Consider the following 15,373-nt stretch of genomic DNA (forward strand, 5'->3'; position numbering starts at 1 on the left):
CAACCGGCAGCAGGACGGCGGTCCTGGGGGAAGGCGGTGCGCGATGAGATGGAACCTCGATATCGTGATCGGCGTGCTCGTCGGCCTCGTCGGGGTGGGACTCATCGCGGCGGGCATCGTCTGGAAGGGCCGCGCCGTACGACCGTTCGCCGCTTCCCGGGCACGGTCCGTCGCCCAACGGGAGTACGCACGCGATCTCCAGCGGGCGGCCGACCATGTGATCGCCACGGCCCGCCGCTCCGCAGGCGACGGCGAACCGGCCATCGTCACGGTCGAGGCCGTGGTGCGGGTGACGCGAGACCGCTACGGCTACGCGGCGGTGGAACGATGCCACGCGGCGGCGGCACTGCGCCGACGCTTCGAACACTGGCGATGCGCCGTCGACTGCGTCACGGACGCGTACACGTAGGGGCTGTCCCGTAGCTGCCGGCGGACGGGGGCCTGACAGGCGCGAGTCCCCGCGTGTAGCGTCGCCCCATGACCGACGAGATCACGGCCAGGGCAGGTAGAGAGTTCTACACGTTCGACGGCCGGATCCTGGAGATCTTCGGCAACTATCCGACGCGGTTCCACATCCGGAACATGGACCTGCGGGTCACGGGCCCCGACCGGAAGGGGAGGCGGACCGTCGAGGTCATCGCCGGCCCGCCCGAAACCCCGGCGACGCGCCACACTTGGCACCACTCGGCCGAGGAATGGCAGCGGGCGCAGGGCCTGGAAGCCCTGCTGGAAGCGGTACGGGCGGGTATCGCGACGGCCCGCGACCACGGAGCCTGAGCGTTCCCCGCAGATCCCCGACGACGGCACGTCGCCGCATCGCCGCATCGCCGCATCGCCCGAGCGAACGTCCCCTGCACGCCGGTAGCCACACCTTGGACGGAGGAAAGGGACAGCCCCGCCACTACGGCACGTTCCACCCGAGCACGACCGGCAGGCCATGCTCGTAACCCAGCGTGTTGATCGTCCCCGGATGCGGATGCCCGAACTGCCGCGCGGCCGACGCGTCGAGCCCGAGCCAGCGCGCGGCGAGGATGCGTGACAGGTGGCCGTGGGCGACGACGGCCACGTCGCCCTTGTCCAGCAGCGGCCGGACCCGGCCGAGGAAGGCGTCGACCCGCGCCGTCACGTGCCCGAGGTCCTCGCCGGCATCGACGCCGTCGCGCCACAGCTCCCAGCCGGGCCTGAGCTCCTGAATCTGCTCGGCGGTCAGCCCCTCGTAGCGGCCGTAGTCCCACTCGATCAGGTCGACGTCGGGCTCCGCGCCGCTCAGCCCCGCCAGTTGGGCGGTCCGCACGGCACGAGTCAGCGGGCTGCTGTAGACGGCGGCGAACTCCCGTCCAGCCAGCCGAGGCGCCAGCGCACGCGCCGCGCCCTCCCCTGCCTCGGTCAGCTGCAGGTCGGTACGCCCGGCATGCTGACCGGTCCGGCTCCATACGGTCTCGCCGTGCCTGACCACCACCAGCTCACCCATGGCGAAGGACCCTACCCCACACCGAACACAGGGCGAACGTAGCCTGATACGACACCGCCAAAACCGCGATGCAGGAGGATGCAGAGGTGGATCGAAAGGTACAACGGGCTGCGGGGACACAGTCCTTCACGGATCTGCTCCGGCATCCGAGTCGCCTCATCGAACAGTTCACGGGAGATGCTCGGCATCGGGCCGATGCGGACGTCGCAGCGTGGAACACCGGAGAGGCTCGCGAGGTCTCCGCGTTCGTTGGCAACCGCTCTCATCAGGTGTCGAGCGGGAGTTCCAACAGCTCCTCCGGAGGTTGGAAGCCGGAGCGCTGATAGAGCGGGGTGCTGCGCTCTGAGGGCCAGACGATCAGGCCTTCCAGGCCGGCGCTGCGGGCATGCTGCTTCAGGGCCTCCAGGAGTGCCGCACCGGCTCCCTTGTTCCGTTGGGACGGCAGGACGAAGAAGTTCGTGACATAGCCAAACGGGTTGTTGTCCGCGTACGGCTCCGGCATCCGCTCCACCAGGCAGAGGAAGACGTGACCGCAGATCTCGCCGTCGGTCTCCGCGACCCAGGCCGACCAGCGGCCATCGCCGAGCCGGTCGCGGATCCAACGCTCGGCCTCTTCCACGGGCCGGGCAGGGGTGGGCGGTTGCCCGTCGTCGTCCTCCTGCTTGAACGTCCACCGCAGTTCGGCCAGGACCCGGGCGTCGGAGGGCCGGGCCGGACGCACGATCGCATCGGTGGTCATGGCGGCGAGTTTCGCCCTTGCCGCACGGCGAGGCAAACCGATTTGCGGCGAGGTCGGCCCGCACCCGGGCAGAGTGCCTGACGGGGAACACCAGCGGCTGAGACCATCAACGGCGTGATCACGTGGATGTACCGCACCCCGTTCTGGGTGGTGACAGTGGTGTGCGCCATAGCGGCCGGCCTGCTCCTCGTCGGCACCGTCGCGCACGTCACCGACCTGCTGCGCCATGGCCTTCAGCCGTACGACTGGGCTCCGAGGTGGCTCAACCTCTACTGGTCCTCGCTGGCACTCCTCGACCCGCTCGCAGCTGCGCTTCTGATCAGCGGCAAGCGTCGAGGGACGGACCTCGCCTGCTTCATCGTGACGACCGATCTCGCCGCCAACTGGTACGCCACCTACGGCATCCAGCACAGCAGCCTCGCCGCTCAGCCCGGCCTGCAACGACTGGTCGTGTTCACCGCCCTCGTCCTGGGCACGGCACCGTTCGTCCGACGGCTCCTCTAGCGCCGCATCAGGCAACGTTCGCCCTCGATCCGCAGCAGTCGTCGCCCCTCGTCGTCGTCGATCTCACGAACCCGCACACGTTCAGCCACGTGATCATTCTGGCTGCCCGCTTCCAGACCGTGGCGGGCCGCAGACCTGACTGCTGACGGATCAGAGGGAAAGGCAAAATGGAATCATGGATGCTGGACTCGCCGCGCTGCTCGGCGCCGCAGTAGGTTCTTTCGCCACCATCGGCGCGGCGATGGTGAACGGGCGTGCTACCGCACGCTCGCAGTCCGGCCAGTGGCGTAGGCAGCACCGCAGGGACGCCTACGCGAACTACCTCGGCGCTCTTCACGACCGAGACATCGCCATGGACGCGGTGTTGGGCGCACTCCAGCCAGAGACTCCTGACCTGCGGGATGTGGACGAGAAGGTCCACCGTTTCGTCGCACTGGCTCGGGACGTCCATCGTGCCGTTGAAGTTGTCAGCCTTGAAGGTCCGCCTTCGACAGTGGAAGCAGCCGACCGTGTGGCTCACGCATCCCGCGACCTCTCCAACGTGATGCGGCGGATGGTGAAGAACGCCCATTCAGGAGACTCCTCCCAGAAGGTGGTGGACACCGCTCTCGCCGCCGAGCGACAGCACACCCTCTACCAGGCCGTGAAGGGCTTCCGCACGGCAGCCGGTGATGTTCTTGGCAATGCGAACTGACCACTCCGCCATTGCACCATCAGGGCGACACACCTCATCACGGTGTGATTCGGCATAGTCCGGTCACCAGGTCGATGCCGCCCAAACACGGCAACCGGACGATGCGTCACGTCGGGGCGAACGCTGCCTGATGCGGCACTAGATCGTGATCGCCTTTCCCCACCGCTGCGGTTCACGGGGCGCGGAAATCCGTGGACGGGCCCGGGGAAGATCACGTACGGTGTGGCTTCACGCCCTGAGACGGATGGAAGGAGGCGAGTGCCGTGCAGTTCACCACATTCCAGCGCTCCCTTTTCCACCATCCCGGCGTGGTTCGTCAATTCTGACCGGGAGCGCTCCAAGCAGCCTGTTTCCCGGAGGAATCCATGACCGATCCGGTCATCCGCTCGCTCTCCGCGAGCGACGCTCATCTCTTCGACACACTCCCCGACCCCCTGGGCGCCCGTGAGAAGCATCGGCGTACGCGGTTCCGCCCCGACTGGAAGCGCGTCGCCCTGCGCGACGGCGAGGTCGTCGCACGCGGTGCCTGGTGGGGCGGGCCCGACGACTCGGAGCCCGTCAACATCAACTGGTTCGACGTGGCCGAGGGCCAGGAGGAGGCCGGGGCTGAACTCCTGCGCTCCGCTCCCTGGCAGGTCGAACTCGAGATCAACCTGCCCGGTGGCTGGCGGGAGAAGACCGACCTGCGCGCCGCCGCCGAGGCGCGCTTCGCCGCCGCACGAGCCGCGGGGTACGAACTCCTGGTGGAACGCTTCCTGTACCGCTGGACTCCGGAGCGGGGTCTGCCCGAGCGGCCCGGACGCCTGCGCTTCGGCGCCGAACCCGACGACGCCGTGTTCCTCGACGCGTTGCGCCGCATCCACTCCGTCACCCTGGACGCCCACGCGCTCAGGGCCATCGAGGAGGGCGGCCTCGACCAGGCCGCGCAAGAGGAGCTCGACTTCTTCCACTGGTGCCCGTCCCCACGGGAGTGGTGGCAGGTCGCCCACACGCCGGAGGGCGACCTCGCCGGCATCCACATCCCGGCGCACAACCCCTCCGGACCGACCATCGGCTTCATCGGAGTCGTCCCGGAACAGCGCGGTCGCGGCTACGCCTACGACCTCCTCGCGGAGTGCACCCACTTCCTCGTCGAGCAGGGCGCGGAGTTCGTCAGCGCGGCGACGGACCGGGGCAATTTCCCCATGGCCGCGAACTTCGCCAAGGCCGGCTTCCCCGTCACCAGTGAACGCATCAACTTCCACCCGGCGGGCCGAGCCTCCTAGCGAGGAACAGCACGCGGTGAGCGGTCCGGTCCGAGGGCAGGTCCGGACCGCTTGTCGTGCCCGGTGTCGGTCCACTGCTTCTTCAGCCCGTGTGCTTGCGCTGCCGGGGCAGGGTTTACGGAGCGAGTGATAGCTCCCTTGGGTGAGGGGGGATCGTTTCCTCCACAGCCATTCGGGTGACGGCCGTCCTGGCGGCGTATCCGGGCGGACACACTGGCTGCCCGCGAAGACGTCACCTGAAGGAGCACTCCATGAAGACCCTCCGCAAGGCGCTGGCCGTCGCCGTTGCCGCCGCGGCCCTGAGCACGGTGTTCGCGACGCCCGCTCAGGCAGGGCGAGGGAGTTTCGCCTACAGCGTGGAAGGCTGGTTCGGGGGATTCGAGTTCACCGATCCCGAGGACGGGCGCTGCTACAACACGATGGCCGAAGCACACGGGCCGGCCAACCACACCGACCGCCGCGCCGTTCTGTTCCGGGGTACGGACTGCCACGACGGTGCGATCGTGACCTTCCTCGAGTCGGGTCAGAACGCGCCCGATCACTTCGGTTCGGTGAAGTTCCTGATCAGGTGAGACGGCGCGAGGTGCGGTCACCTGCGGTCCGGCGTCCACGGTCGGCGTCGTTGTCAGTGTGCTCGTGCATGATCGGCTCGTCAGTTCTTCTACGGAGGCGGGGAAGTGCCATGCCGATCACCAACCAGCAGGTAGCAGGGCACGCGCTTCTGCGGCCGCTCTACGCGGACTCGTACTTCCCCGATCACGTCGTCGACCGGGGCAGGGCGATCCTGTTGCGGCTGTGCGAGCGGATCGAGGCGGAGCGGCCCTCGGAGCTGGCGGCGCTGTACGTGCTCACCCGTGCCGCGACGGAGGAGTTCAACCTTCTGGAGGCGGAGTTCGAGGCGGCGGGGAGTGAGATCGAGACCGTCGCGCGTGAGGCGATCGCCGAGGACTTCTGGGCCGTCGCGTCGGCGTACGGGTTCGCGGACGCGGACGTCGAGGAGCTGATCGGCGGCCGGGACTGGTGAGCGGGGCCTGAAGGGTCAGGGCCGCCTCAGCGATCCGTGCGGCGCCGAACGAGTGGACTCGGCGGGACGCTCCTCGGAGGGCGGCCTCCGCCCGGGGTTCGGATGGTGATGTGGCTGCCTGCTCCCCCGACCTGGAAGAGGCGCCTCCGAGATGCGACGCACCCCCACCCGACGTCTGTTCGCCGCAGCGCTGCTCGTGGCGTCCGTGCTGGCCCCGATGGCCGTGGCCCCGGCCCCGGTCGCCCACGCCGCGGGCATCGACCGGCACGACAAGGACGACTGCCCGCCGGGCGGACTCGGCCCCGAGGTGAACGCCCGGCTGGACAAGGCCATCGAGGACGTACGCAAGAAGGCCGGCATCCCCGGGGTCGTCGTCGGCGTGTGGATGCCGGGCAAGGGGAGCTACGTCCGCGCGACCGGCGTCGCCGACACCGTGACCCGCGAGCCGATGTCCGCCGGCTCGTACATCCGGATCGGCAGCGAGACCAAGACCTTCACCGTGACCGCGCTGCTCCAGCTCGTCGACGACGGCCGGGTCGGTCTCGACGACCCGATCTCGAAGTACGTCCCCCACGTGCGCAACGGGCACCGGATCACGCTCCGTCACCTCGCGGAGATGCGCAGCGGCCTGTTCCCGTACACGTCCGACGCGGACTTCGTCCACGACCTGCTGAGCGACCCTCAGCGCCCCTTCACCCCGGAGGAGCTGCTCCCGTACGGCATGAAGCACAAGAACACCTTCAAGCCGGGCACGCAGTTCCAGTACTCCAACACCAACCTCGTCCTGCTCGGCCTGGTCGTCGAGAAGGTGACCGGTCAGCGGCTCCAGGACGTCATCCGCAACCGGGTGCTCCGCCCGTCCGGCCTGTTCCACACGCTGTTCCCGGAGGGGGCCGAGTTCCCCGAGCCGCACTCGCACGGCTACACCGACCAGACGCTGAGCGGCAAGGTCGAGGACGCCACGGACTGGAACCCGAGCTGGGGCTGGGCGGCCGGGGCGATGATCTCGAACCTGCACGACCTGCGCCACTGGGCCGAGGTCGTCGCCACCGGGAAGCTGCTCAGCCCGGAGACCCAGGCACAGCGTCTCAAGACGCTGCCGACGGGCTTCCCCAGCACCACGTACGGCCTCGGCATCTTCGAGACCGAGGGCTGGATCGGGCACAACGGCTCCCTGCCGGGGTACGAGACGGTGACCGTCTACCTGCCCTCGCAGAAGGCCACCCTGGTCCTCATGCTCAACACGGACATCCGCCGCGTCGCCGATCAGGAGCCGTCCACGCTGCTCGCCCAGGCGGTCACCCGGATCATCACCCCGGACAACGTCTACGACGGCGGCAACGTCACCCCGCGCCGGTCCTGAGCGAGCTCGACCGAGAGTTGTGCGCCCAGTTCCTCGAAGCCCAGTGCGGCGGCGACCCGCCGCGAGGCCGGGGGACGGGCGCGCCACTGGGGCAGCAGTCCGGCGGCGAGCGCGTGGGCGACCGCCGCCGATGCCACGGTCCGCGCGCATCCGCGTCCCCGCGCGGCCGGCGCGGTCAGCACGCTGAGGTGGGCGGTCCGCCGGGGCCATGACCGGTAGCCGGCGGCGGCCACCGCATCGCCGGGATCGCCGGGATCGCCGTGTTCGCGGAGTACGAACGCCGGGGACGTGATCTCGTCCAGGGCGGCTTCCGCCGCGTCCTCGGGGCCCGCCGTCCGCTCCAGGGCGCGCACGGCCGGGTGGTGGCCATCGGCTCGCTCCACCTGCGAGGACGCCTCTGCCGGGCGGAAGTTCTCCGGAGAGACGTACGCCAGTGCGGCCGGGCCCAGCAGGGCCGTCACGGGCAGGGCGTCGCGGACCGCTGCGGCGTCCGCCAGGGCCTCCACCGGCAGCCCCCGCAGCGCCTGCCGTACCGTCTCCGCGGTGTGCTCGTCCGGAGCGGTCACGAGCGCCGATCCGCCGAGGGTCACGATTCCGACCCAGCCCGCGGGACACAGGTCCGACTCCGGGGACACGACCACGTTCACCGCACCCGCCGCCGGCGGGAACGACGCGGGCACGCCCGCCAGGTCCTCCCACAGCCGCCGGGCGGCGGCGAGCAGCGGTGCGACAGGGGGCTCGGGGCGGATCGTCACGCGCGTTCTTCGGGTGCGGGCGTGCCCTGGTGGTAGTACATCCGCAGGGGGGTGTCGCCCGGCGCTCCGGGGGTGCGCCGCCACACCGAACTGCGGCGGACTCGACGGCCGTCGTGCACACACTCGTACGTGAGGTGGACGATTCCCGGGGCGAGTACCGCGCCCGTGAAGGCACCGGGTTCGTGGCGCGGGCCGCTCTCGCTGCTGCCGGTCAGTTCGGGGAGCGCGGCGAGCATCTCCTCGTACGTCCAGCGGCGGCCGGAGGCACCGACCTCGACGAACTCGGGGTCGAGGAGTTCGGTGGCGAGGGCGCGGGAGCCGCGGACGGTCGGGTCCAGCAGACGCAGTTCGCCCTCGATGGCCTCGGTGATCTCGGGATCCTGGGTGGTCATGGGGGCATTATGGCTGGTCGGGTGGGGTCGGGCCCGGGAATTTCCGCCCGGGCCCGACCCGTCCGTGTTCGTGCCCGCGTTCCGTTACTCGAAGGCGGCCGCCGCCTCCTTGAGGGCCGCCGCGACGGCCTCGGGTGCGTCGGGGCCGGGTGCTCCGGGGCGGTAGGTGACGGAGCGGAGCCTGCCGGTGAAGCGGAAGGAGCGGTGGCGTTCGAAGAGGGGCCACGAGACGGGGGACTTGCGGTCGACGCCCACGCTGATGCCCTGGAAGGGTGCCATGCCGACGAGCTGGTGGACGCTGTCGGGCGCGGCCCGGTGCTCGCCGTCGACGAGCACGGTGAACCGCCAGCGCAGGCCCTCCTCGGCGGTGGCGACGAGGACGATCTCGTGGGGGCCGGGGGCGAGCGGGCCCGCGTCGGTCTCGTGGAGGCGGCCGTACTCGTTGTACGCGAAGGCCAGCCGGCCGTTCTCGACGTAGAGGCTGTAGCCGCCGCCCTGGTCGCCGTGGGAGACGAGGACGCCGTCGCCGGTCTCCTCGACCGCCACGGTGATGTCGAAGGAGCGCAGGGAGACGAGCCTGGAGGAGCGGTAGCGCTCCAGCTCCGGGGTGCCGGGCAGCAGGGTGACGGAGCGGCTGAGGCGCTGTTCCGCGGGGTTGCGGCGGGCGAGGGCGCCGCTGTGGTCGGGCAGCGGGAAGACGCCGTTGCGCCAGGCGGCCTCCTCCCAGGCCGCTGACAACTCCTTGACCAGCTCGGGCTGTTCGGCCGCCAGGTCGTGGATCTCGGTGGGGTCGGTGCGGATGTCGTACAGGGCCCATTCGGAGTCGTCGTAGGGCGTGCCGGGCCGGTGGAGGGTGACGAGTTTGCGGCCGTCGCGGTAGTGGCTGCGGTTGCCGGTCATCTCGCAGTACTGCTCGGGGTGGGTCGACGCATGGGCGGGGTCGGCGAGGACGGGGGTGAAGCTGATGCCGTCGGGCTCCTGGAGCGGGATGCCGCGGCGGCTCTCGGGACGGGCGAGACCGGCGAGTTCGAGGAGGGTGGGGGCGATGTCGGTGACGTACTGGTACTGGGAGCGCAGCCCGGTCGCGAGCCTGCCGTCGCGTACCCCTTCGGGCCAGGAGAGGACGAAGGGGACGCGGACGCCGCCCGCGTAGGTGTGGCCCTTGTAGAGGCGGAAGGGGGTGTTGGAGGCCATGCCCCAGCCGCGGGGGTAGTGGACGAGGCTGCGGGGGCCACCGATGAGTTCGGGGTCGCGGTCGACGTCGGGGTCCCAGTCTCCGGGGAGGCGGGGGTGGTGGACGAAGCGGCTGAAGTAGGAGCGGGTGCCTTCCGCGCCGCCTTCGCCGGTGCCGCCGTTGTCGGAAGTGAAGACGATGACGGTGTTGTCGAGTTCGCCGAGGGCGGCGAGGGTGTCGGTGAGCCGGCCGAGGTTCTGGTCGATGTTGTCGACGAGCGCCGCGTACACCTCCATGTAGCGAGCGTAGAGCCGCTGCTGATCGACCGTCAGGGACTCCCAGGCGGGGACGTCGAGTCCGGCCTCGCTGTTGCGGTCGGGGAGTTCGGTGCCGGGCGGGAAGAGGCCGGCGGCGATCTGGGCGGCGAAGCGGCGCTCGCGCAGGGTGTCCCAGCCCTCGTCGTAGCGGCCTCGGTGGCGGGCGATGTCCTCGGCCTTGGCCTGGAGGGGGCCGTGGACGGCATTGTGGGCGAGGTAGAGGAAGAAGGGCTTGTCGGGGTCGTGGGCGCGCAGGGACTTCACCATGGAGATCGCCTGGTCGGTGATGTCGTCGGTGTAGTAGTAGTCGTCGGGGAACTCGTCGATGTCGAGGGGGCTGTTGTCCCGGACGAGCTGGTGCGGGTGGAAGAGGCTGGTGAGGCCCTCCAGGACGCCGTAGTACTGGTCGAAGCCCTTCTGCAGCGGCCAGTTGGCGCGGCCGTCGGCCGCGTTGGAGGCGGAGTCGCGGACGAGGTGCCATTTGCCGACGGCGTAGGTGGCGTAGCCGGTGTCGTGGAGGAGTTCGGCGAGGGTGGGGATGTCGTCGGCGACCTCCATGCCGTAGCCGGGGAATCCCGGGTCGGAGTTGGCGACCATGGCGTACCCGACGCGGTGCGGGTTGAGGCCGGTGAGCAGGGCGGCGCGGGCCGGCGAGCACAGCGGCATGGTGTGGTAGTTGGTGAGCCGCACGCCGTCGTCGGCGAGGCCGTCCAGGACCGGTGTGGGGATCTCGGATCCGAAGGGTCCGATGTCGCTGAAGCCCATGTCGTCGACGAGGACGACGACGATGTTGGGGGCCTTGGCCGGCGGGGTCGTACGGCCGGGCCAGGCGGGCTCGGACTCGGCGAAGGTGCGGCCGACGCGGCCCGGGAAGCCTTCGTAGGGGTCGCGGCGGGGTGCGGTGCTCATACGGGGACGGGTCCTTCCGGATTCGGGGGAAGTGAGCGGGCGGTGCGGAATCCGCCGTGGCCGGTCGAGGAGTCCGGGGTGTTGTGGGAGCGGGCGGCGACCCGGTAGCGGTTGCAGTAGGAGGTGTGGCAGAGGTAGGAGCCGCCTCGGATGACGCGCTCGGCGGGGCGGGCGGCATCGGATGGGGGGTCGAAGGCGTCCTGGCACCACTCCCAGACGTTGCCTGAGGTGTTGTACAGGCCGTGGCCGTTGGGTGCGTACGCCGTGACGGGCACGGTGCCGATGTGTCCGCCGGGCCGGTCGGAGCGGTACGGGAAGTCGCCGGTCCAGGTGTTGCACCGCTCCTCGCCGCCGGGGGTGAAGTCGTCGCCCCACGGGTAGCGGGCGCCGTCGAGGCCGCCGCGGGCCGCGTACTCCCACTCGGCCTCGGTGGGCAGCCGGACGTCCGCCCAGGCGCAGTAGGCGAGGGCGTCGTCGTGCGAGACGTGGACGACGGGATGGTCGGCGCGGTCCTGGATGCCGGAGCCGGGGCCCTCGGGGCTGTGCCAGGCGGCGCCTTCGACCCCCAGCCACCAAGGGGCCTGCTCCACCCGGCCGAGGACGTGGCGTGCGGCGGCGGGGTGGAGCAGGAGGTGGAAGACGAAGGAGGAGCCGAAGCGTTCGGCGTCGGTGCGGTACCCGGTGGCCCGGACGAACTCCGCGTACTGGGCGTTGGTGACGGCAGTGGCGTCGATCGCGAAGGCGGCGACGGTGACCTCCCGCACGGGTCCCTCGCGGTCGGCCGGGTAGCCCTCGCCGAAGGCGTCGCCCATGCGGAAGGTCCCGCCCGGCAGCTCCACCATGGGGCGGGGCGGCGGGGCGGTCCGTACGGTCGGCAGGGGAAGGAGATCCACGGTCCCGGCGGCGCCGGCCGCTGCCGTACAGCCGCGTCCGGGGGTGCAGCAGGCGCTCACTCGGCCACCACCCCGGCGGGTACGGGAACGGGGACGGGTACGCGGGCGGGAACGGCTGCCGGTACGGGTTCGGGCGCGGCGGCGAGGAGCGCGCGGGTGTACGGGTCGCGGGGGCGCTCGCACACCTCGTCGGCGCCGCCGGTCTCGACGATCCGGCCCTCGTGCATGACGGCGATGCGGTGGCTGACCTGGCGGACGACGGCCAGGTCGTGGGCGATGAAGACGAGGGCGAGGCCGAGGTCGCGCTGGAGGTCGGTGAGGAGGCCGACGATCTGGGCCTGGACGGAGACGTCGAGCGCCGAGACGGGTTCGTCGCAGATGAGGACGGCGGGCTCGGGGGCGAGGGCCCGGGCGATGCCGACGCGCTGGCGCTGGCCGCCGGAGAAGGAGCGCGGGTGGCGGTCGGCGGCGGCCGGGTCGAGGCCGACGAGCCGCAGGAGTTCCGCGACGCGCTCGGCGCGCTCCCCCGGGGCGACGGTCCCGAAGGCGCGCAGCGGTTCGGCGACGATCTCCCCGACGGTCATGCGGGGGTTGAGCGAGGCGTACGGGTCCTGGAAGACCATCTGGACGCGGCGGCGTACGGCGTGCAGTTCGGCCCGGCGGGGGCGCGTGACGTCCCGGCCGTCGAGGACGATCCGGCCGCCGTCGGCGGGGTGGGCGTGGGCGAGGACCCGCGCGAGGGTGGACTTGCCGGAGCCGGATTCGCCGACGATGCCGAGGGTCTCGCCCGCGGCGAGGGTGAGCGAGACGCCGTCGAGCGCGGTGAAGGAGCGGCGGCCGCGGTCCTTGTAGGTCTTGCGGATCCCCTCGGCGCTGAGGACGACGGCGCCGGGTGCGGGCCGGTCGATCCGGAGGGGCGGCGGGGGCGGCGGCGGCAGGGGTGTGGTGCGTTCGGCGGCGGGCAGGCAGGCGGCGCGGACGGTGCCGGTACCTGTGTCGGTACGTATGTCGGTACGTATGTCGGTACCCGCGTCGGTCCCTGTGCCGGTGGCCGGGCCCGTGCCCGTCGCGATGCCCGTCCCGGTGCCCGCTCCGTTCACGGCGGTGAGCGGCGGGACGGTCGTGTGGCAGCGGTCCTCGACGAGGGAGCAGCGGGCGGCGAAGGCGCAGCCGGCGAGCGGCAGGGAGAGGTCGGGCGGGGTGCCGGGGATGCCGGTGAGCCGGGTGCCCGAGGGGGCGGAGAGCCGGGGCACGGCGGCGAGGAGGCCGGCGGTGTAGGGGTGGCGGGGGTGGGACAGGACCTCGGCGGTGGGGCCGTCCTCGACGACGGTGCCGCCGTACATGACGAGGACCCGGTCGCAGGCGCGGGCGACGACGCCCATGTTGTGGGTGATGAGGACGAGCGCGGTGCCGGAGGTGCGGGTGAGGTCGCCGAGGAGGGTGAGGATCTGGTCCTGGACGGTGGCGTCGAGGGCGGTGGTGGGTTCGTCGGCGAGGAGGATGTCGGGTTCGCCGGCGAGGGCCATGGCGATGAGGACGCGTTGGCGCTGGCCGCCGGAGAACTGGTGCGGATGGTCGTCGAGGCGGCGTTCGGCGTCGGGGATGCCGACGAGCCGGAGGAGTTCGACGGCGCGGGCGCGCCGGGCGGCCTTGTCGCGGCGGCCTCCGCGCTTGGTGTGTCCGTCGTGGGCGCGCAGCACCTCGTCCAGGTGGCGGCCGACGGTGAGGACGGGGTTGAGGGCCGTCATCGGGTCCTGGAAGACCATGCCGATACGGGCTCCGCGCACGGCCCGCAGGGCGGGCTCGTCGGCGGTGGCGAGGTCCTGCCCGTCGAGGCGGACGGAGCCGCCGCTGATCCGGCCGGTGCCGGGGAGCATCCGGAGGAGGGCGAGGGCGGTGGTGGACTTGCCGGAGCCCGACTCGCCCACGACGGCGAGCGTCTCGCCGCGGCGGAGCGTGAAGGACACGTCCCGGACGGCGTGCAGCGCCCCGCCGTCCGGGGTCGCGAACTCCACGTCCAGGCCCTGGACTTCGAGGAGCGGCGGGGTGGTCATCGGCGTATCTCCCGGTTCAGTGCCTCGGCGGTCAGGGAGAGGCCGAGGACGAGCGCGGTCACGGTCACGAGCGGTCCCGCCGCGAAGTGCGGGGCCTGGGCGAGGTAGGGCATGGACTGGCTGAGTACGGCGCCCAGGGTGGGTTCGGGGGGCCGTACCCCCACACCGAGGAAGCTCATGGCGCCCTCGATGAACACGGCGACGGTGAGCGAGACGGCAAGCTGGACGACGAGCGGGTCGGCGGCGTTGGGCAGGATGTGGCGGGTGAGGATCCGGCCGCCGGAGGTGCCGCCGACGCGGGCGGCCGTCACGTACTCCCGGCCGCGCTGGACGAGGATGCCCGTGCGGAGGAGCCGCCCGAAGACGGGGATCTCCGCGAGGGCGATGACGAGGATCACGGGGGTCCGGCCGGGGCCGAGGATCGCGGTGACGGCGAGCGCCAGGATCAGTCCGGGGAAGGCGAGGACCAGGTCGAAGGCGCGCTGGACGACGGTGTCCGCGACCGGGTGGGCGGCCGCCGCGAGGGCGAGGAGGCAGCCGAGGGCGGCGCCGAGCGGGACGGCGACGGCGATGATGCCGAGGTCCGCGCGGATGCCGTGGAGCAGGCGGGAGAGAAGGTCACGGCCGAGGTCGTCGGTGCCGAGGGGGTGGCCGGGGGTGCCGGGTCCGGCGAGCGCGAGGGCGCTCTGGTCGGTGGGGCCGTGGCCGGAGAGGAGCGGGGCGAGGAGCCCGGCGAGGACGACCAGGCCGACGAGGGCGAGGCCGGTCCGGCCGCGGGCGGTGGCGAGGGCGGCCCGGTAGGGGTGAAGGGGCCTGCGGGCTCGGGCCGTTTCGACGGTGGCTGGGGACGGTTTGACAGCGCGGGTTGTCATGGTCACTCCCACCTGATCCGGGGGTCCAGCCAGGCATGGGCGAGGTCGGTCAGGAGCTGGACGAGGACGAAGACGGTGACGAGGAGGAGCAGGAGGTCCTGGACGACGGGGTAGTCGCGGCGGACCAGGGCCTGTTCGGCGAGCTGGCCGAGGCCCGGCCAGGCGAAGATCGCCTCGACGAGGACGGCGCCGCCGAGGAGGTGGCCGGTCTGCATGCCGAGGAGCGTGACGACGGGCGGGAGGGCGTTGGGCAGGGCGTGGCGCCAGAGGAGGCGCCGGGGGGCGATGCCGGCCGCGGTGGCGGTGCGGACGTAGTCCTCGGCGAGGGCGCGCCCGATGCTGTCCTCCAGGTAGCGGCCGAGGACGGCGGCGCTGGGCAGGGCGAGGCAGAGGGCGGGCAGCAGGAGGTACTGGACGCCGAGGTCGGGTGCGGTGAGGAGCGGGACGCGGCCGCCCGGGGGTAGGACGCCGAGGAGGACGGCGAAGAGGAGGACGAGGAGGACGCCGGTGACGAAGGGCGGGACGGCCAGTGCTCCGGTGGTGAGGATCCGTACGGTGCCGCGGAGCCAGCGGTTGTGGGAGGTCGCGCCGACGATGCCGAAGGCGGTGCCGAGGACGACGACGAACAGCAGGGCGCCGAGGGTGAGTTCGACGGTGGCGCCGATGCCGTCGCCGATCAGGTCGGCGGTCTGGCCGCCGATCGCGTAGGAGGGTCCGAGGTCGCCGGTGAGGAGGCCGCCGATCCACCGCGCGTACTGGGCGGGCAGGGGGTCGTCGAGGCCGAGGCGGGCCCGGATGGCGGCCTCGGCCTCGGCGCTCGCGTCGGGTCCCGCGAGGACGGCCGCGGGGTCGCCGGGGACCAGCCGGAGGACGGCGAAGACGAGGAGGGAGGCGAGGAGGAGGACGAGGAGGGCGGAGGGGAGTCTCCGCAGCAGATAGCCGCGCAT

17 protein-coding genes are annotated in these 15,373 nt (G+C 71.8%); 8 read left to right on the plus strand and 9 right to left on the minus strand.

The annotated features are described in order from the left end of the window. Positions 1-43: 43 nt before the first annotated feature. Both ACFC0G_RS17875 and ACFC0G_RS17880 read left to right on the plus strand, forming a co-directional pair. Entirely contained in the window at positions 44-409 is a 366-nt protein-coding gene (locus tag ACFC0G_RS17875; RefSeq protein WP_376404143.1) for a hypothetical protein, read from the plus strand. A gap of 68 nt (positions 410-477) precedes the next feature. Further along, positions 478-777: a hypothetical protein gene (locus ACFC0G_RS17880; RefSeq protein ID WP_376404145.1), complete on the plus strand. Its 300-nt coding sequence runs from the start codon at positions 478-480 to the stop codon at positions 775-777. A 124-nt stretch (positions 778-901) separates the two neighbouring features. Here the strand turns inward: ACFC0G_RS17880 and ACFC0G_RS17885 are convergent, their stop codons facing one another. Both ACFC0G_RS17885 and ACFC0G_RS17890 read right to left on the minus strand, forming a co-directional pair. Further along, on the minus strand, positions 902-1,471 hold the full coding sequence (locus ACFC0G_RS17885; RefSeq protein WP_376404147.1) for a histidine phosphatase family protein: 570 nt from the start codon (positions 1,469-1,471) through the stop codon (positions 902-904). Positions 1,472-1,736: 265 nt separating this feature from the next. Next, the gene (locus ACFC0G_RS17890) at positions 1,737-2,210 is read right to left on the minus strand and encodes a GNAT family N-acetyltransferase (protein WP_376404149.1); all 474 of its coding nucleotides are present in this window, start codon (positions 2,208-2,210) and stop codon (positions 1,737-1,739) included. A gap of 114 nt (positions 2,211-2,324) precedes the next feature. Here ACFC0G_RS17890 and ACFC0G_RS17895 point away from each other — a divergent pair, with 114 nt between their 5' ends. From ACFC0G_RS17895 to ACFC0G_RS17920, 6 genes are all read left to right on the plus strand, one after another. Continuing rightward, positions 2,325-2,714 carry a hypothetical protein gene (locus tag ACFC0G_RS17895; RefSeq protein ID WP_376404151.1) on the plus strand — a complete coding sequence of 130 codons (390 nt, stop codon included), beginning with the start codon at positions 2,325-2,327 and terminating at the stop codon, positions 2,712-2,714. A 175-nt stretch (positions 2,715-2,889) separates the two neighbouring features. Next, the gene (locus tag ACFC0G_RS17900) at positions 2,890-3,408 is read left to right on the plus strand and encodes a proline dehydrogenase (protein ID WP_376404153.1); all 519 of its coding nucleotides are present in this window, start codon (positions 2,890-2,892) and stop codon (positions 3,406-3,408) included. A 365-nt stretch (positions 3,409-3,773) separates the two neighbouring features. Next, complete coding sequence (locus ACFC0G_RS17905; protein WP_376404155.1) at positions 3,774-4,673, plus strand: GNAT family N-acetyltransferase; 900 nt, start codon at positions 3,774-3,776, stop codon at positions 4,671-4,673. Positions 4,674-4,924: 251 nt separating this feature from the next. Next, positions 4,925-5,245 carry a hypothetical protein gene (locus tag ACFC0G_RS17910; RefSeq protein WP_376404157.1) on the plus strand — a complete coding sequence of 107 codons (321 nt, stop codon included), beginning with the start codon at positions 4,925-4,927 and terminating at the stop codon, positions 5,243-5,245. A gap of 110 nt (positions 5,246-5,355) precedes the next feature. Next, positions 5,356-5,697, plus strand: coding sequence for a DUF5713 family protein (locus ACFC0G_RS17915; protein ID WP_376404159.1), 342 nt, complete (start codon positions 5,356-5,358; stop codon positions 5,695-5,697). Positions 5,698-5,848: 151 nt separating this feature from the next. Further along, a complete protein-coding gene (locus ACFC0G_RS17920) occupies positions 5,849-7,060 on the plus strand; it encodes a serine hydrolase domain-containing protein (protein ID WP_376404161.1) in 1,212 nt (403 codons plus the stop codon). Here ACFC0G_RS17920 and ACFC0G_RS17925 read toward each other — a convergent pair. The 7 genes from ACFC0G_RS17925 to ACFC0G_RS17955 form a co-directional block, all read right to left on the minus strand. Next, positions 7,024-7,815, minus strand: coding sequence for a GNAT family N-acetyltransferase (locus tag ACFC0G_RS17925; RefSeq protein ID WP_376404163.1), 792 nt, complete (start codon positions 7,813-7,815; stop codon positions 7,024-7,026). The two genes, ACFC0G_RS17920 and ACFC0G_RS17925, sit on opposite strands and share 37 nt — an antisense overlap. Then, on the minus strand, positions 7,812-8,207 hold the full coding sequence (locus ACFC0G_RS17930) for a DUF4440 domain-containing protein (protein ID WP_376404165.1): 396 nt from the start codon (positions 8,205-8,207) through the stop codon (positions 7,812-7,814). The genes ACFC0G_RS17925 and ACFC0G_RS17930 overlap by 4 nt, the downstream gene beginning before the upstream one ends. Before the next feature lie 84 nt (positions 8,208-8,291). Then, positions 8,292-10,607, minus strand: coding sequence for an arylsulfatase (locus tag ACFC0G_RS17935; RefSeq protein WP_376404167.1), 2,316 nt, complete (start codon positions 10,605-10,607; stop codon positions 8,292-8,294). After that, positions 10,604-11,449 carry a formylglycine-generating enzyme family protein gene (locus ACFC0G_RS17940; RefSeq protein ID WP_376404528.1) on the minus strand — a complete coding sequence of 282 codons (846 nt, stop codon included), beginning with the start codon at positions 11,447-11,449 and terminating at the stop codon, positions 10,604-10,606. The genes ACFC0G_RS17935 and ACFC0G_RS17940 overlap by 4 nt, the downstream gene beginning before the upstream one ends. 107 nt (positions 11,450-11,556) lie before the next feature. Then, positions 11,557-13,554: a dipeptide ABC transporter ATP-binding protein gene (locus tag ACFC0G_RS17945; RefSeq protein ID WP_376404169.1), complete on the minus strand. Its 1,998-nt coding sequence runs from the start codon at positions 13,552-13,554 to the stop codon at positions 11,557-11,559. Further along, positions 13,551-14,432, minus strand: coding sequence for an ABC transporter permease (locus tag ACFC0G_RS17950; RefSeq protein WP_376404171.1), 882 nt, complete (start codon positions 14,430-14,432; stop codon positions 13,551-13,553). The genes ACFC0G_RS17945 and ACFC0G_RS17950 overlap by 4 nt, the downstream gene beginning before the upstream one ends. Continuing rightward, positions 14,429-15,373, minus strand: a complete 945-nt coding sequence (locus ACFC0G_RS17955; protein WP_376404173.1) for an ABC transporter permease — start codon at positions 15,371-15,373, stop codon at positions 14,429-14,431. The genes ACFC0G_RS17950 and ACFC0G_RS17955 overlap by 4 nt, the downstream gene beginning before the upstream one ends.

This window comes from Streptomyces sp. NPDC056169 (genome assembly GCF_042268445.1).
In the GTDB taxonomy this organism is placed as follows: domain Bacteria; phylum Actinomycetota; class Actinomycetes; order Streptomycetales; family Streptomycetaceae; genus Streptomyces.

Bases quoted from the DNA above. Each gene is read 5' to 3' on its own strand.
- ACFC0G_RS17900 (WP_376404153.1), top strand. From the start codon at position 2,890: ATGGATGCTGGACTCGCCGCGCTGCTCGGCGCCGCAGTAGGTTCTTTC.
- ACFC0G_RS17890 (WP_376404149.1), bottom strand. From the start codon at position 2,210: ATGACCACCGATGCGATCGTGCGTCCGGCCCGGCCCTCCGACGCCCGG.
- ACFC0G_RS17920 (WP_376404161.1), top strand. From the start codon at position 5,849: ATGCGACGCACCCCCACCCGACGTCTGTTCGCCGCAGCGCTGCTCGTG.
- ACFC0G_RS17935 (WP_376404167.1), bottom strand. From the start codon at position 10,607: ATGAGCACCGCACCCCGCCGCGACCCCTACGAAGGCTTCCCGGGCCGC.
- ACFC0G_RS17880 (WP_376404145.1), top strand. From the start codon at position 478: ATGACCGACGAGATCACGGCCAGGGCAGGTAGAGAGTTCTACACGTTC.
- ACFC0G_RS17955 (WP_376404173.1), bottom strand. From the start codon at position 15,373: ATGCGCGGCTATCTGCTGCGGAGACTCCCCTCCGCCCTCCTCGTCCTC.
- ACFC0G_RS17885 (WP_376404147.1), bottom strand. From the start codon at position 1,471: ATGGGTGAGCTGGTGGTGGTCAGGCACGGCGAGACCGTATGGAGCCGG.
- ACFC0G_RS17945 (WP_376404169.1), bottom strand. From the start codon at position 13,554: ATGACCACCCCGCCGCTCCTCGAAGTCCAGGGCCTGGACGTGGAGTTC.
- ACFC0G_RS17875 (WP_376404143.1), top strand. From the start codon at position 44: ATGAGATGGAACCTCGATATCGTGATCGGCGTGCTCGTCGGCCTCGTC.
- ACFC0G_RS17915 (WP_376404159.1), top strand. From the start codon at position 5,356: ATGCCGATCACCAACCAGCAGGTAGCAGGGCACGCGCTTCTGCGGCCG.
- ACFC0G_RS17910 (WP_376404157.1), top strand. From the start codon at position 4,925: ATGAAGACCCTCCGCAAGGCGCTGGCCGTCGCCGTTGCCGCCGCGGCC.
- ACFC0G_RS17905 (WP_376404155.1), top strand. From the start codon at position 3,774: ATGACCGATCCGGTCATCCGCTCGCTCTCCGCGAGCGACGCTCATCTC.
- ACFC0G_RS17930 (WP_376404165.1), bottom strand. From the start codon at position 8,207: ATGACCACCCAGGATCCCGAGATCACCGAGGCCATCGAGGGCGAACTG.
- ACFC0G_RS17940 (WP_376404528.1), bottom strand. From the start codon at position 11,449: ATGGTGGAGCTGCCGGGCGGGACCTTCCGCATGGGCGACGCCTTCGGC.